This is a genomic window from Dendrosporobacter sp. 1207_IL3150 (assembly GCF_036763085.1).
Classification (GTDB): Bacteria; Bacillota; Negativicutes; order DSM-1736; family Dendrosporobacteraceae; genus JBAIYU01.
Genome location: NZ_JBAIYU010000001.1, coordinates 29430 through 44890, shown reverse-complemented (window position 1 = coordinate 44890; position 15461 = coordinate 29430). Strand labels below are relative to the sequence as shown.

The window sequence follows — 15461 nt, the reverse complement described above, 5'->3', positions numbered from 1 at the left end:
CCCCTTTAGGGGCTGACTGAAAAGGTTATGCGGTTGGTAGACTTTTTCAGAGAGTCTTGAGACTCAGCTAGTGTCATGCCCTTATAGGGCGTAATCAAGCCACCCGTTTTACGGGTGGGTACTGACTTATTTTTGAATGAATGTCTGAATGCTGAAAAACTGCCATCATAAATGAGCTTGTTGGCAAAGTAATATTATGAATAGATAAAACATATAAAATTAATAGTCAACATCAAAAAAATACAAACAAAGGCAATTGTAAAATATTTCTTAAAAAAATTAATCTTTTGGAAAAATATGCAGGATTTTACAATTGAGCGTAGAATAATCCAAATATAGAAAAAATACACTCTAATCAGTAAATTATGAAAATACTGAAAAAGATTATTTCCGCAGGTTAGTTTTATGCTAACCTGATTTGCGAAGACTAAAAGGTTAGGGGGTAAGCAAGATACAGAAACTTGAAAACTTAATACGCTTACCTAGCATTATACTAGGAAAGGGGGGATACAGGCCTGCTAGTGGATTGCCCTTATAGTTAACACGTTAAATTTACCATTAAAAGGAGTGTATGGAATGACTTGGGTTCAAAACTATAACCCCTTAGGTAGTATTGTAGTGTCAGCCTTGGTTGCAGCAATTCCGCTATTCATTATTTTATTTATGCTAGGTGTTAAGCGGACGAAAGGTCATGTAGCAGCCTCATTTGGTTTGCTTTCAGCAGTGCTAATTTCAATATTCGCGTATGGAATGCCAGCTGGTTTAGCAATAAACTCCACTCTATACGGTGCCGCGTACGGTATATTCCCAATCGTATGGATCGTTGTTACTGCTATTTGGGTTTACAACATGACAGTTGAATCCGGTGAATTTGAAATCATTAAAAACTCTTTGGCCTCTATTACAGATGACCGTCGTTTACAAGCGCTCTTTATTGCGTTTGCCTTCGGATCATTTATTGAAGGAACAGCTGGTTTCGGTACTCCAGTTGCGATCACTGCAGCGATGCTGGTTGGTCTTGGTTTTAACCCTGTTTATGCTGCAGGTATCTGCTTAATTGCAAATACTGCCCCTGTTGCCTTCGGTGCTATCGGTATCCCAGTTGTTGTAGCCGCTCAGGTTACTAACCTTGACCTTATGCATGTTAGCCAGGTAGTTGGCCGTCAGTTGCCATTCTTGGCTGTTATCGTACCATTATGGTTAGTTGTAACAATGTCAGGTTGGAAAGGTGCAATGGAAGTATTGCCAGCAGTTGTTGTTGCTGGTGTAGCTTTCGCTGGTACACAGTTCTATACCTCCAACTATGTAAACGCATATCTGCCAGATATTACTTCTGCAGTTGTTACTATCATAGCGTTGCTACTTTTCCTCAAAGTTTGGAAGCCAGAAAAAGCTTGGCATTTCCCAGATGAAAAACCTTCCACAGGCGTAATTAAATGCGACTATTCCACAGGCGAAGTTCTTCGCGCTTGGGCGCCTTACCTAATCCTAGCTGCTCTAGTTTTCCTATGGGCAGACGATAAGTTTATCGGACTTAAAAAGACATTAGTTAGCCTGGATAAGGATCTGTTCATTCTATGGCCTGGCCTTCACAACCTAGTTGTTAAAACGCTTCCAGTTGTTGCTAAGAATGCTGCGTATCCTGCAAAATATTCTTTCAACATTCTGTCAGCTGCTGGTACAGCGATTCTATTCTCAGGTATTATCTCTCTTGCGATTATTCCAAACTATGGTTTTGGAAGAGCAACTACTTGCTTCTTCAAGACTATTAAGCAATTAAGATGGCCAATTCTTACAATCGCAATGATTCTTGGCCTTGCTTACATTATGAACTACTCCGGTATGAGCTCCACTATGGGCTTAGCTTTCACAGCAACTGGTTCATTCTTCCCATTCTTCTCTCCAATACTTGGATGGTTGGGTGTGTTCCTGACTGGTTCTGATACTTCAGCTAATGCTCTGTTCTGCGGCATGCAAAAAACTGCAGCCGAGCAAGTTGGTGTTGACCCATACTTAACTGTTGCTGCTAACTCATCAGGTGGTGTTTGCGGTAAAATGATTTCTCCACAAAGTATCTCGGTAGCAACAGCTGCTACTGGCTTAGTTGGTGAAGAAAGTACTATCTTCCGCTTTACCCTGAAGCACAGTATTGCAATGATAAGCTTCATGGCATGCTTGACTTACGCGCAGGCATATTGGCTGCACTGGATGCTACCATAAGAAATAAAGTAAGGGCGGTGGGGAAACCCACCGCCTTATTTTATTTCTTATGGTAGCAATTATTTACCCTAAAAATTAATCTACTTAATATCCTCTTCATTAAGGGGAGTTATACTCAAAGGATACAGACGCCATCTGAATTAAGACTCATTTGATGATCTGCAAAGTTGGACAAATCCAATTATATGATATTTGATTGTTTTTTTTAGAGGTGAATTGTATAATATATATCATATGACTTGTAATAGAAAGGTGTGATGCGCAATGTTTAGCTTTAGCATGCCTGAATTAATATTAATCTTAGTAATTGCTTTGGTAGTGTTTGGGCCTGGTAAACTTCCTGAAATCGGTAAAGCCTTGGGCAGAAGTTTGCAGGAATTTAAAAGGGCAACAAATGAGATGAAAGATGAATCACAAAAAAACGAGCTAAAAAAGCCTGAAGAGACGAAGTGAGGGTTAGTTGATGTCTGATATGCCTACGCACGATAGTGATATCGAACAGCAAGAACAGGCTAAAACTAATGAGATGTCGCTTATTGGACACCTAGAAGAATTACGGCGGCGCTTAATTATTTGTATTGTCGCTATTGCTGTATGCAGTGGAGTAAGCTATTTTTATGCTCAAGAATTAGTGCATTTTATCACTGCTCCTGCTGGAAAACTCTATTATATGAATCCAGCGGAAGCTTTTTTTACATACTTAAAAGTGTCGTTTTTTGCCGGATTTTTAGTTAGCTTGCCAGTATTATTGTTTCAGGTTTGGGCTTTTGTATTGCCTGCCTTGACTAATAACGAGCGAACTGCCATGGGGCTTTTGGTTCCAGCTTCGGTATTATTGTTCTTTATTGGATTAGCTTTTTCATACTATTTGGTATTACCTGCCGGTATTAAGTTTTTCATGGGCTTTGCCACGGAAAACTTGCAGCCCCTTTTCTCTTTAGGGCAATATTTATCTTTTGTAATTTCTTTTCTTCTCCCCTTTGGCTTTGTATTCGAACTACCTTTATTTATATTGGTTTTAGCTAAACTTGGCTTTATTAGTTCAAACTTTTTGATCTTAAAGCGAAAAATGGTCTTTGTATTGTCTTTTGTAATTGGTGCAATTATTTCGCCAACGCCAGACATATTTTCACAAACCATGGTAGCTATTCCAATTGTATTATTATATGAATTAAGTATACTAATTGTAAAACATATTCTGCGCAAGTAATGAAAGGAGCACCTATTTTGGCTTATACTGATTTAAGAGAATTTATTGCCGCGCTTGAATCGCGTGGATGGTTGAAGAGAATACGTGAGAGTGTTGACTGCGAACTGGAGATTACTGAAATAACCGATCGCGTTTCAAAAATGACAGGTGATAAAAACGTTGCATTACTTTTTGAAAATGTAAAAGGCTATGATGTACCTGTCTTAATGAATGCTTTCGGGAGTATGGAACGTATGGCTTTAGCGCTAGGTGTAGAGAAAATAGATGATATTGCCCAGGAAATACGGGAATTACTCAAATTGCCTTATATTTCATTGCAAAATAAATTAGATTTGATAAAAATTGTTCCACAAGCTAAACGAGCGATTAACTTTCCAAAGTATGTTAAAACAGGTCCTTGTAAAGAGGTCATTATTAAGGATAGGCCTTCAATTGAAAAATTTCCTGTGCTTAAATGTTGGCCTGGCGATGCTGGACGTTTTATTACATTGCCGCTTGTGTTTACCAAAAACCCGATTACTGGTAAACGAAATGTTGGAATGTATCGTATGCAGATATATGATGGTCAAACGACTGGAATGCATTGGCATATACACAAAAATGGTGCGGAAAATTTCCGTGCGCACCGCGAATTAGGTAAAGATAGAATAGAGGTCGCTGTAGCTATTGGCGGTGATCCGGTTTTAACATATGCCGCAACGGCTCCGTTGCCGCGTGATATTGATGAAATGGTATTTGCTGGTCTTTTAAGAAAAAAATCAGTCGAAATGGTAAAATGTGAAACTGTTGATGTTGAGGTTCCTGCGCATTCCGAAATAGTATTAGAAGGATATGTTATGCTGGATGAGCTTCGCACAGAAGGGCCGTTTGGCGACCACACTGGTTATTACTCACTTGCCGATAAGTATCCTGTGTTTCACATAACCTGTATAACTCACCGTAAAAATCCAATTTATCCTTCCACTATTGTTGGAAAACCGCCAATGGAAGACTGCTTTATGGCTAAGGCTACCGAGCGTATATTCTTGCCATTTTTACAGCAGCAGCTGCCAGAGATAGTTGATATTAACCTTCCGCTTGAAGGTGTTTTTCACAACTGCGCGATGATTTCTATTAAGAAAAGTTATCCGCAGCATGCTAAGAAAGTTATGCATGCCATTTGGGGAATGGGACAAATGATGTTTACTAAGATGGTTATTATAGTGGACGAGCATGTTAATGTTCAAGACACTAATGAGGTTTGGTGGAGAGTATTTAATAATATCGATGCACGCCGCGATATTGTATTGGTAGATGGACCATTAGACGTTTTAGATCATTCTTCACCAATGCCAAATTGGGGTACTAAAGTGGGGATAGATGCTACAAAAACGTGGCCTGAAGAAGGTAATTTACGTGAATGGCCAGACGAAATAGTAATGTCGGATGATATTAAGCGAATTGTTGACGAGAAGTGGAAGGGTTTAGGTCTTGAGTAAACTAAAAGCACATTTAGAGAATATAGCATTATCCCACTCTGTTTTTGCATTGCCTTTTGCGTATATGGGAGCCTTTTTAGCTGCTGGCGGCATTCCAAGTGGACATGACTTCTTCTGGATTACGCTTGCTATGATTGGTGCTCGTAGTGCTGCATTAGCTTTAAATAATTTTATTGACTTAAAATATGATAAAATTCACCCACGATTCACTAATCGGCCGATGGTAACAGGTGCAGTTAAGTCGTGGGAAGCCATTTTGCTAATAATTATTAGTTTAGCGTTTTTCCTCTTGGCAACGGCAAACCTGCATCCGATTTGTCTAAAATTGGCACCGCTTGCAGTACTTCCGTTTACTATTTATCCTTACATGAAGCGTTTTTCTTGGACATGTCATTTAGTTCTAGGCTTGTCATTGTCTATAGCACCGATTGGCGCTTGGATGGCTATCCGTGGCGAACTTACTTTACCGATTGTGTTGTTAGGCCTGGCTGTAGGGATTTGGATTGCAGCATTCGACGTTATTTATGGCTGCCAGGATGTGGAGTTTGACAAAAAACACGGACTTAATTCCATGCCAGTTCGATTTGGTGTACCAGGGGCTTTAAAACTTGCTCAGTTAATGCATGTAATAAGCATAGCTGCATTTACTGCTGTGGGCGTACTGCTTAAACTTAGTATGATTTACTACGCGGGTGTTTTAGTCGCTGCAATCGTGCTTATTTATCAGCACTCAATTGTAAGCCCAACGGATTTATCAAGGGTGACACAAGCTTACTTCATGAGAAATGGCCTTGTTGGAATCTCGGTATGCTTATTTACATTTGCGAGTTTAATGTTTTAGGATAGTTTCTAAAGATTTGTCATTGCGATTTATTTCGCAATGACACTTTTTAAATGCTTCTAAGAAGTAAAATATTAATTAGTTGAGGTATTGATAATGTCAGCAACAGTATTAGAAGGTAAGTTTTACGCTGCCCAGATAAAAGAAGGTATTAAGAAAGACATAAGTGTTCTAAAAAATAAGCACGGTATTACGCCGGGGTTAGCTGTAATAATAGTTGGCGAAAATCCCGCTTCAAAGGTATATGTTGCTAGCAAGCATCGGTCTTGTGAAGAAATTGGGATTTACTCAGAAGTTATTGAGCTTCCAGCCGATGTTAGCAAGGAAATATTATTAGCCAAGATTGCCCAACTAAATAATAACGACCAAATTCATGGTATCCTGGTACAGCTTCCTTTGCCTGATCATATTAAAGAAAACGAAGCTGAAATTCTAAACTCCATTGATCCCAATAAAGATGTCGATGGTTTCCATCCGGTAAACGTTGGTAAACTTTCAATTGGAGAGGAACATTTGGTACCTTGTACACCGTACGGCTGTGTAAAAATGTTAGAGTTAGCAGGAATAGATATTGAAGGCAAAAATGCAGTAATAATTGGCCGCAGTAATATCGTAGGAAAGCCAATGTTTAATTTATTACTGTCACGAAATGCTACAGTAACTGTATGCCATTCTCGATCTAAAGACCTTGCTAGTATTACAAAACAGGCTGATATCCTAATAGCTGCCGTTGGGAAGCCTCACTTTGTTACAAGTGATATGGTTAAACCAGGTGCTGTTGTGATTGACGTTGGTATAAATCGTATAGCCGAGAAAAAATTAGTCGGGGATGTTGATTTTGAACAAGTAAAACAAGTCGCAGGAGCTATTACCCCCGTTCCCGGCGGTGTAGGACTGCTTACCATAGCAATGCTTCTTCATAATACTGTGAAGGCAGCTTGTTTAATACATAACGTAACGATCACGAATTAATAATGGTTATGTACCATCATGATAAGGGGGATACTATGAAGACAGATGTTGAGATTGCTCAAGCCGCGGCGATGCGACCAATTGCCGACGTAGCCAAAGAACTGCAAATACCTGAGGATGAGCTTGAACTATATGGAAAATATAAAGCAAAAGTTTCTCTTGGTACTTGGGAAAGAGTTAAAGAACGTCCAAACGGCAAACTTATTTTAGTGACGGCTATAAATCCAACTCCTGCTGGCGAAGGGAAAACCACTACTACTGTAGGTTTAGGAGATGCCTTGAGGCATTTAAATAAAAAGGTAGTAATTGCACTTCGAGAGCCTTCACTTGGTCCCTGCTTTGGCATTAAAGGCGGAGCTGCGGGGGGTGGTTACGCTCAAGTCGTTCCAATGGAAGATATTAATCTTCATTTTACTGGCGACTTCCATGCTATTACTTCCGCACATAACTTGCTTGCCGCTGTAATTGATAATCATATCCAGCATGGTAATGAATTAGGTATTGATCCTCGCCGAGTTACCTGGCGAAGAGTAGTTGATCTAAATGATCGTGCTTTACGGTCCATTATTTGCGGATTAGGCGGCAAGATTAATGGCAATCCGAGAGAGACTGGCTTCGATATTACTGTTGCATCAGAGATGATGGCAATTTTATGTTTGGCCAAAGACTTAAATGATATGAAAGAGCGTATTAGCCGAATAATCATAGGTTATACCTTTGATAATAGGGCTATCACTGTTAAAGAATTAAATGTGACTGGTGCGCTTACTTTATTATTTAAAGATGCTATAAAACCTAATATTGTTCAAACGTTAGAAAATACGCCGGCTTTTGTCCATGGCGGACCATTTGCAAATATCGCGCATGGCTGTAATAGTGTTATGGCTACAAAATTTGCCCTGAAGCTGGCGGATGTAGTTGTAACTGAAGCTGGATTTGGAGCAGACCTTGGTGCAGAGAAATTTATTGATATAAAATGCCGTTTTGCTGGCATAAAACCGGATGCAGTTGTAATTGTAGCTACAGTGAGAGCTCTTAAAATGCATGGAGGTATCCCTAAAACCGAGTTGACTAATGAGAATATGGAAGCGCTTGAACGAGGATTAGCAAACCTAACTAAGCATATTGAAAATATGCAGAAGTTCGGTTTGCCAGCAGTTGTTGCTATTAATGCGTTTCCCACCGATACCAAGAAAGAACTTGATTTTGTTGAGGAAAAGTGCAAAGCTATGGGTGCCGAAGTTGCTTTATCCGAAGTTTGGGCAAAGGGCGGCAAAGGCGGTATAGCTTTAGCCGAAAAAGTGCTTGCGGCTGCTGAAAAGCCTAGTCAATTCAAACTGCTTTACGATGAACAAGCACCTATAAAGGAAAAAATCAGCACTATTGCGACCGAAATATATGGTGCCGATACTGTTAGTTATACTGCAGCAGCGGAAAAAACTATTCAAGAACTTTCTGCTCTTGGTCTAGATAAAACGCCAATATGTATGGCCAAAACTCAGTATTCCCTAAGTGATGATGCAAATAAGCTAGGCAGGCCAACTGGATTTAATCTTACTGTCAGGGAAATTCGCATTGCAGCAGGCGCAGGTTTTTTAGTCGCTATTACAGGCGATATTATGACAATGCCTGGTTTACCTAAACGTCCAGCTGCTGAGAAGATGGATATTGATAATGACGGGAAGATAGTTGGTTTGTTTTAAAACATTAATAGCTTGAGAAGTATTTTGTTATGGGGGGTTGGAGATGTCAAGAATTGCAATAGAACTTGTGCCAAGGGACGAAGTTTCACTGCTGACAGAGTTGGACTTAATTAAAAATAACTTTCCAGTTGTGGATACGATAAATATTCCTGACCTTTTGCGCTACGAAATTCGCAGCTGGGAAGGCTGTACATATGCACAGCCTAATTATAAGTATGTAATCCCCCATATTAGGGCAATCGATATTAACTTAGATCAGCCTCTGCGGATGGCTGACTTCTTCAAAGAAAAAAACATTAATGAAGTGCTAGTTATAAAAGGTGATCCTCCGCAGGACATGACCCATAAAATCTATCCGTCAACAAGTATTGATGTTATAAGAAAATTTAAAGAGGAAATACCAGGTATCAAAGTATATGCGGGTATTGACCAATATCGCGACAGCATGCGTAAAGAAGCAGATTATATCAAGCAGAAAATCTATGCTGGTGCCGACGGTTTCTTTACTCAGCCCTTCTTTGATTTACGATTAATGGAAATTTACTCTGAGATTTTAGAGGGTAAAGAAGTTTATTGGGGTATATCGCCTGTAACTTCAGAGAAATCTTTAAATTATTGGGAAACTAAAAATAATGTTGTTTTCCCAACCAATTTTCAGCCTAATTTGGCGTGGAATATCGAGTTTGCTCAGAAAGCTCTTGAATTTACAGGGCGAACTAATGCCAACATTTACTTTATGCCAATACGGACTGATGTACATAAATATCTGCAGGGGATTTTTGCAGGCAATTGATGATTAAGGAGTGTGATTATGTGTATAAGATCCTTGTAAAGAAGGAACTAGCACCTAGTGTTAAGTTATTTGAAATGGAAGCACCTCGAATTGCCAAAAAGGCTCAGCCTGGGCAATTTGTCATAGTACGCTTAAATGAAGAGGGTGAACGTATACCTTTAACAATTGCAGACTTCAATCGTGAAAAGGGAACTGTAACAATTATTTTTCAAGAGGTTGGCGCGTCAACTAAAGAAATGGGTCAACTGAGTGAAGGCGATACATTATTAGATTTAGTAGGTCCATTAGGCAAAGAAACACATATCGAGAAACTAGGTAATGTAGTTTGTATTGGTGGGGGAATTGGTATAGCACCAGTCTATCCTATAGCCCGCGGCATGAAAGAGGCTGGCAATCAGGTTATCTCAATTATTGGCGCCCGTAATAAGGATATTCTTATTTTAGAAAATGAAATGGCAGAAGTAAGTGACAAGCTATATGTAACTACTGATGACGGTTCCAAAGGCCACAAGGGATTTGTAACTGACCAATTGAAACAGCTAATTGATTCTGGCCTTAAGATTGATTTGGTAGTGGCGATCGGTCCTGTTATTATGATGAGAAGTGTTGCTGAAGTAACAAGACCTTATGAGATTCCAACAGTAGTAAGTTTAAACCCAATAATGGTTGATGGTACAGGTATGTGCGGCGGCTGTCGAGTACAAGTGGGTGATGAAAGCAAGTTTGCCTGTGTTGATGGTCCAGAATTCGATGCGCATAAGGTTGATTTTGCCGGCCTGATGTCTCGTCAGCGTATGTATTTACCGCATGAGAAAAATCATGAACACCATTGTGCAAACAAACAGGGAGGTGGCTGCAAATGTCACTCTCACTAAACAAACATAAAATGCCAGAGCAAGATCCTAAAGTACGTGCGAAAAATTTTGAGGAAGTAACTTTAGGGTATTCACATGAAGATGCAGTTAATGAGGCCAAGCGCTGTCTTAATTGCAAGCATGCTCCATGTCGCCAAGGCTGTCCAGTGCAAGTGGATATTCCAGCATTTATAAAGCATCTAAAAGATGGTGATGTTGATTCTGCAATCTCGACGATTAAGAATGTAAACAGCCTTCCAGCAGTATGCGGCCGCGTATGTCCACAGGAAGAGCAATGTGAAAAACATTGTGTTTTAGCCAAAAAAGGTGAATCGGTAGGTATCGGCCGTCTTGAGAGGTATGCCGCAGATTATGCCCGCAGCAAAGGTGAGGAAATTACGCCAATAGAGTTTGCTCCAGATGTCCAAAAAGTAGCTGTTATTGGATCTGGGCCGGCTGGTCTTACGGCCGCCGGTGACTTAGCTAAACTAGGTTATAAGGTAACTGTATTTGAAGCATTACATGCGCCTGGCGGTGTATTGATTTACGGTATTCCTGAATTCCGTCTGCCTAAAGAAGCTGTAGTTAAAGCTGAGATTGATAACCTTCGCAAGATGGGGGTTGAAATAGTTGTTAATGCAGTTGCCGGCAAAACTTTTACTATTGATGAACTAATGGAAGAAGAAGGATACGAAGCTGTATTTATCGCCACAGGTGCAGGATTGCCATATTTTATGGGCATACCTGGAGAAAACCTCAATGGTGTATACGCAGCAAACGAATTTTTAACGCGCTGTAATCTAATGAAAGCATATAAATTCCCTAACTCTGGTACTCCTATCCATGTTGGCAAAAAAGTGGCAGTAGTTGGCGGCGGCAATGTTGCTATGGATGCAGCTAGAACAGCCTTACGTTTGGGTGCAGATAATGTATATATAGTTTATAGACGTTCAGAAGCCGAATTGCCAGCAAGGCTTGAAGAGATTCACCATGCTAAAGAGGAAGGTATTGAATTCCAGCTTCTTACTAATCCTATAGCTGTTCTTGGTGATGAGCAAGGTTGGGTTAGAGCTATTCAATGTGTTAAGATGGAACTTGGCGAACCTGATGCTTCAGGCCGCAGACGTCCAGTAGAACTAGCAGATTCCGAATTTGAATTGGAAGTTGATTCAGTCGTCATTGCTATAGGACAAGGTCCTAACCCGCTGCTTTCTACAACTAAGGGTCTGGATATGAATAAAAGGGGCAACATTATTGCTGACCCTGAGACTGGTGCAACCAGCAAACCTGGTGTGTTTGCTGGTGGTGATATCGTAACAGGAGCTGCTACTGTTATTCTAGCAATGGGTGCTGGTAAAAAAGCTGCTGCTGCAATTGATAAGTATCTCGCAGAAAAAAGAGCCAATAAATAAAATATAGTCTTAACTTATAATAATGGCTACATATGCTTTTGCTTATGTAGCCATTCTAATGTGGATAAAGTAAGACTTGATTCAGATGGAGTTGCCTGTGCCCTTCAGGTATAACTCCACCTGAATCTTAGTCGCTCTTATCCAGGAACTTAGCCGCTCGCCTGTGCCCTTTGGGTATTACTCACCGCTTGCAGAAGCGGGAGTCTTAGAGCGGGTTAGTCATCGGATAAATTTTTGATAAATTGCTAATTCTCCTAGAGAAATTTAAATTATATCGGAGAGTTTTTATGATATTAATGATTGATAATTATGACTCCTTTGTTTATAATCTTGTTCAATACTTAGGTGAACTTGGCGAAGATATCAGGGTATTTCGCAATGATAAGATAACAATAGCGGAAGTAGAAGAACTTAAGCCTGATCATATTATAATTTCTCCTGGACCTTGTACTCCTAACCAAGCTGGAATAAGTCTTGCATTAATTGATAAATTTAAAGGAAAAATTCCGGTATTTGGTGTGTGCCTGGGCCATCAGGCTATTGGTCAGGCTTTTGGGGCAAAAGTTGTACGTGCTCCAAGATTAATGCACGGCAAGACGTCATTAATCTATCATAATCAGCAAGGCGTCTTTAAAGATCTGGCAAGTCCTTTTATTGCGACCCGCTACCATTCGCTTATTCTTGATAATGAATCCTTGCCAGATTGCCTGGAAATTACAGCAAAGACTGATCAGGGTGAGATAATGGGGGTAAGGCACCGAAACTATAATATTGAAGGCGTTCAATTTCATCCCGAATCGATTCTTACAGACTATGGTCATATTATGCTGCGTAATTTTCTAGAAAAGGATTGAATGAGATTTAAATCATATTGAGTTTGACTCCATAGGATTTTCTAGCCGTATTTATCCGGACTTAGCCGCTGTTAACCCCCGCTATAAAGATGGGAGTCTTAGAGCGGATTAATTATCGGATAATTATAATAATCTACTAACCATTGTGGGAGTGCAAATGAAGCCGTTAATTAGAGAAATAAAAAAAGCATATTCAGCAGAAGCCGTTTATGCCTTGTTTGCCCATGAAAATAATAGTGTCTATTTAGATAGTGCTTCCGATACTAATAAACTAGGACGCTATTCATTCATTGCGCGCGATCCTTTCTTGGTGTTTACTAGTAAGGATAATACTGTTTGTATAACTAATGAGAATGGAAAGAATATAACTTCTACTAATCCTTTTGCTGAGCTCAAAAAACTATTGATACGATATCGAACTCCTAAAATTTCGGGGAATCCCCCTTTAGCCGGCGGCGTTATCGGCTATTTCGGCTATGATTTAGGTTTTATGTTGGAGCCAAAGGCTAAGGGGTGCAGTCAGGATGACTTAGCAATACCAGACTGCTATTTAGGGTTTTATGATACCGTTATAATTATTGATCATCATAAGAACAATCTTTATATTGCCTCTACTGGATTTCCAGAGCTAGATCCTGAAGCTAGGCGGATAAGGGCTGTCACTCGCGCTGATGAACTGGAAAGAAGGTTGGCAGAAATACAGCCTTTGAACAAACCGCAAAAACCTATACCATGTGGTGATTTGACTTCAAACTTTACGTTTGATGAATACAGTCAAATGATCACAAGAGCTCTTGAGTACATAGAAGCTGGCGATATATTTCAGGTTAATTTATCGCAGCGATTCTCGGCACCACTTTCAGCTGAGCCCTTTGAAATATATAGGTACTTAAGAAATATTAATCCAGCCCCCTTTGCATCTTATCTTAACTTTAAAGAAGTAGTCATTGCTAGCGCATCACCTGAAAGATACTTGTTAGTTCAAGATAAAGATGTAGAGACCAGACCGATTAAAGGAACACGACCGCGTGGCCATGATAAGCTTACGGATGAAAAATTTAAAAATGAGCTTAAGAATAGTGAAAAAGATCGAGCGGAATTAGTCATGATAATTGATTTGGAGCGAAATGATCTTGGCAAAGTATGTGAATATGGCAGTGTAAAGGTACCGGACTTAATCCGTATTGAAGAGTACGCCACTGTTTTCCATCAGGTTTCAACGGTTATCGGTAGACTTAGAGACGAAAATGATATTGTAGATTTGATTGAAGCATCATTCCCAGGCGGATCAATTACCGGGGCACCAAAAGTTAGATCGATGCAAATAATTGAAGAGCTTGAACCAGTAAGACGCGGAATATATACTGGTTCAGTAGGATATATTGATTTTAACGGTGATGCTGATCTGAATATAGTAATAAGAACAATCGTGATAAAAGATAATCGCGCCTTTTTTCAGGTTGGCGGTGGTATTGTAGCAGACTCGCTGTCTACTCTAGAATATGAGGAAACTCTTACAAAAGCAAAGGCATTAATGAAAGCATTAGGCTATTAATGATAAGAGGGATAGAATGGAAGGTAAGATATATTTTAATGGACGCATAGTTTCAGTTGATGATGCAAGGATATCGGTGTGTGATCATGGCTTTCTCTATGGCAACAGTCTATTTGAAACTATGCGGGTTTATAACGGACGGATATTTAGGAGTAGAGAGCATATTAAGCGGCTTATTGACAGTGCAAAAAGCTTAAATTGGGGCCATCAATTTTGTCCAGATAAGCTGTCTGAGGTATTGTACGCTACGTTAGATCAAAATGAGCTTAAAGACGGGGTTCTTAGGCTTACTATATCCCGAGGTAAAGGGTTGGCCAGACCTGATGCGTTATGTGAGCATCCCACTATCGTTGTATATGCTTTTAAGTACCAGCCCCCGCCTTTGTCTGAGTATCAAGGTGGCTGGCCAGCTGCTATTGTCAGTATTCGCCGTAACGAAACATCTCCGTTATGTCGTATAAAATCAGGAAATTACCTGGATAATATGCTAGCGAGATCTGAGGCGCGAGCAAAAGGCGCTAACGAAGCGTTATTGTTAAATACGATAGGCAATGTAACAGAAGGTACTATTGCAAACTATTTTTTTGTAATAAAAGGAATACTTGTAACAGCGGATATTGAAAGTGGTTTATTGCCTGGTGTTACGCGCCAAGTAGTGCTTGAACTTGCGCAAAAGCTTAGTATAAAAACAGAGATACGACCTATAAGTCGCGAAGAAATAAGTACGGCTAATGAAGTATTCTTAACAAACTCTCTTATTGAGATTATGCCTGTTACTACGCTGGATAATAGACTAGTAGGTGATGGAAAAGTAAGTCCAATTACTAAACGTCTAATGGAAGCATATCGACTGTTTGTAGATGAAGAAGCAGCTTTTAGGGGAGAGTGAAAATATGAATATCTATGACATTATCGGACCAATAATGGTTGGCCCGTCAAGTTCCCATACAGCTGGTGCTGTTAGATTGGGAAATCTGGCATTAGCTATACTAGGTGAACCAGTAAAGTATGCTGTTATTGAGCTGCATGGGTCATTTGCCCAGACTTATCGTGGGCACGGGACTGATTTAGCATTAGTCGCTGGCTTATTAGGCTGGCCGCCTGATGATCTAAGAATCCCGCAATCCTTCGAATATGCTGAGAAGGATGGGTTAGAATACTCTTTTGTAAAGGTAAATTTAGGAGACTTAGCTCACCCCAATACAGTACGCTTTAAGTTAAAAGGGAAAAATGGCGCGGAATCTCAAATAACCGGTTCATCAGTGGGCGGCGGTAGTGTTCTGATTACTGATATTGACGGGTTTTCATTGGAATTCACGGGTGAGTTAACCGTGCTTTTGACAATGCACCATGACAAACCCGGAGTTGTAGCATTAGTTACAAGTATATTGTCAAACCAAGGAGTCAATGTAGCGGCTATGCGCTTATCGCGTCATAATAAGGGTGGATTAGCGGTAATGGTACTTGAGACGGATCAGTCTATATCCAATGAATTGGTCGGTGCAATAAAGGCTCTGCCGCAAATTAAGGCAGTCAGAAGAATTCAGCTGTCCTAATGAGTAAGTCTAG

The 15461-nt window shown here is 40.0% G+C and carries 14 protein-coding genes; all 14 read left to right on the top strand.

Annotated features, from left to right (window positions below; translation table 11 throughout):
- The first annotated feature begins 576 nt into the window (after positions 1–576).
- The 14 genes from V6C17_RS00210 to sdaAB all read left to right on the top strand — a co-directional run bounded on the left by V6C17_RS00210 (position 577) and on the right by sdaAB (position 15448).
- Positions 577–2220: an L-lactate permease gene (locus V6C17_RS00210; protein ID WP_333520549.1), complete on the top strand. Its 1644-nt coding sequence runs from the start codon at positions 577–579 to the stop codon at positions 2218–2220.
- Positions 2221–2484: 264 nt separating this feature from the next.
- Positions 2485–2673 (top strand): twin-arginine translocase TatA/TatE family subunit, encoded by a 189-nt coding sequence (locus V6C17_RS00205; RefSeq protein WP_333520548.1) that lies wholly within the window; start codon positions 2485–2487, stop codon positions 2671–2673.
- Between the two features lie 19 nt (positions 2674–2692).
- Positions 2693–3430, top strand: a complete 738-nt coding sequence (gene tatC / locus V6C17_RS00200) for a twin-arginine translocase subunit TatC (protein ID WP_442891416.1) — start codon at positions 2693–2695, stop codon at positions 3428–3430.
- A gap of 17 nt (positions 3431–3447) precedes the next feature.
- Entirely contained in the window at positions 3448–4908 is a 1461-nt protein-coding gene (locus tag V6C17_RS00195; RefSeq protein ID WP_333520546.1) for a menaquinone biosynthesis decarboxylase, read from the top strand.
- Positions 4901–5749, top strand: a complete 849-nt coding sequence (locus V6C17_RS00190) for a UbiA-like polyprenyltransferase (RefSeq protein WP_333520545.1) — start codon at positions 4901–4903, stop codon at positions 5747–5749. Before V6C17_RS00195 ends, V6C17_RS00190 begins: the two co-directional genes overlap by 8 nt.
- A gap of 96 nt (positions 5750–5845) precedes the next feature.
- A complete protein-coding gene (folD, locus tag V6C17_RS00185) occupies positions 5846–6721 on the top strand; it encodes a bifunctional methylenetetrahydrofolate dehydrogenase/methenyltetrahydrofolate cyclohydrolase FolD (RefSeq protein ID WP_333520544.1) in 876 nt (291 codons plus the stop codon).
- Positions 6722–6756: 35 nt separating this feature from the next.
- Positions 6757–8424, top strand: a complete 1668-nt coding sequence (locus V6C17_RS00180; RefSeq protein WP_333520543.1) for a formate--tetrahydrofolate ligase — start codon at positions 6757–6759, stop codon at positions 8422–8424.
- A 43-nt stretch (positions 8425–8467) separates the two neighbouring features.
- The gene (locus V6C17_RS00175) at positions 8468–9217 is read left to right on the top strand and encodes a methylenetetrahydrofolate reductase (RefSeq protein WP_333520542.1); all 750 of its coding nucleotides are present in this window, start codon (positions 8468–8470) and stop codon (positions 9215–9217) included.
- A 20-nt stretch (positions 9218–9237) separates the two neighbouring features.
- Positions 9238–10092: a sulfide/dihydroorotate dehydrogenase-like FAD/NAD-binding protein gene (locus tag V6C17_RS00170; RefSeq protein WP_333520541.1), complete on the top strand. Its 855-nt coding sequence runs from the start codon at positions 9238–9240 to the stop codon at positions 10090–10092.
- Positions 10077–11483: an NADPH-dependent glutamate synthase gene (gltA, locus tag V6C17_RS00165; protein ID WP_333520540.1), complete on the top strand. Its 1407-nt coding sequence runs from the start codon at positions 10077–10079 to the stop codon at positions 11481–11483. Before V6C17_RS00170 ends, gltA begins: the two co-directional genes overlap by 16 nt.
- A gap of 287 nt (positions 11484–11770) precedes the next feature.
- Positions 11771–12337: an anthranilate synthase component II gene (locus V6C17_RS00160; RefSeq protein ID WP_333520539.1), complete on the top strand. Its 567-nt coding sequence runs from the start codon at positions 11771–11773 to the stop codon at positions 12335–12337.
- Positions 12338–12494: 157 nt separating this feature from the next.
- A complete protein-coding gene (gene pabB, locus V6C17_RS00155; RefSeq protein ID WP_333520538.1) occupies positions 12495–13892 on the top strand; it encodes an aminodeoxychorismate synthase component I in 1398 nt (465 codons plus the stop codon).
- A 16-nt stretch (positions 13893–13908) separates the two neighbouring features.
- Positions 13909–14781 carry an aminotransferase class IV gene (locus tag V6C17_RS00150; protein ID WP_333520537.1) on the top strand — a complete coding sequence of 291 codons (873 nt, stop codon included), beginning with the start codon at positions 13909–13911 and terminating at the stop codon, positions 14779–14781.
- A 4-nt stretch (positions 14782–14785) separates the two neighbouring features.
- Complete coding sequence (gene sdaAB / locus V6C17_RS00145; RefSeq protein WP_333520536.1) at positions 14786–15448, top strand: L-serine ammonia-lyase, iron-sulfur-dependent subunit beta; 663 nt, start codon at positions 14786–14788, stop codon at positions 15446–15448.
- Positions 15449–15461 lie beyond the last annotated feature (13 nt).

What these genes read in the sequence shown, in the direction of transcription:
- V6C17_RS00180 (WP_333520543.1), top strand. Translation starts at nt 6,757, where the DNA reads ATGAAGACAGATGTTGAGATTGCTCAAGCCGCGGCGATGCGACCAATT.
- tatC (WP_442891416.1), top strand. Translation starts at nt 2,693, where the DNA reads ATGCCTACGCACGATAGTGATATCGAACAGCAAGAACAGGCTAAAACT.
- folD (WP_333520544.1), top strand. Translation starts at nt 5,846, where the DNA reads ATGTCAGCAACAGTATTAGAAGGTAAGTTTTACGCTGCCCAGATAAAA.
- pabB (WP_333520538.1), top strand. Translation starts at nt 12,495, where the DNA reads ATGAAGCCGTTAATTAGAGAAATAAAAAAAGCATATTCAGCAGAAGCC.
- gltA (WP_333520540.1), top strand. Translation starts at nt 10,077, where the DNA reads ATGTCACTCTCACTAAACAAACATAAAATGCCAGAGCAAGATCCTAAA.
- V6C17_RS00150 (WP_333520537.1), top strand. Translation starts at nt 13,909, where the DNA reads ATGGAAGGTAAGATATATTTTAATGGACGCATAGTTTCAGTTGATGAT.
- V6C17_RS00175 (WP_333520542.1), top strand. Translation starts at nt 8,468, where the DNA reads ATGTCAAGAATTGCAATAGAACTTGTGCCAAGGGACGAAGTTTCACTG.
- V6C17_RS00160 (WP_333520539.1), top strand. Translation starts at nt 11,771, where the DNA reads ATGATATTAATGATTGATAATTATGACTCCTTTGTTTATAATCTTGTT.
- sdaAB (WP_333520536.1), top strand. Translation starts at nt 14,786, where the DNA reads ATGAATATCTATGACATTATCGGACCAATAATGGTTGGCCCGTCAAGT.
- V6C17_RS00210 (WP_333520549.1), top strand. Translation starts at nt 577, where the DNA reads ATGACTTGGGTTCAAAACTATAACCCCTTAGGTAGTATTGTAGTGTCA.
- V6C17_RS00205 (WP_333520548.1), top strand. Translation starts at nt 2,485, where the DNA reads ATGTTTAGCTTTAGCATGCCTGAATTAATATTAATCTTAGTAATTGCT.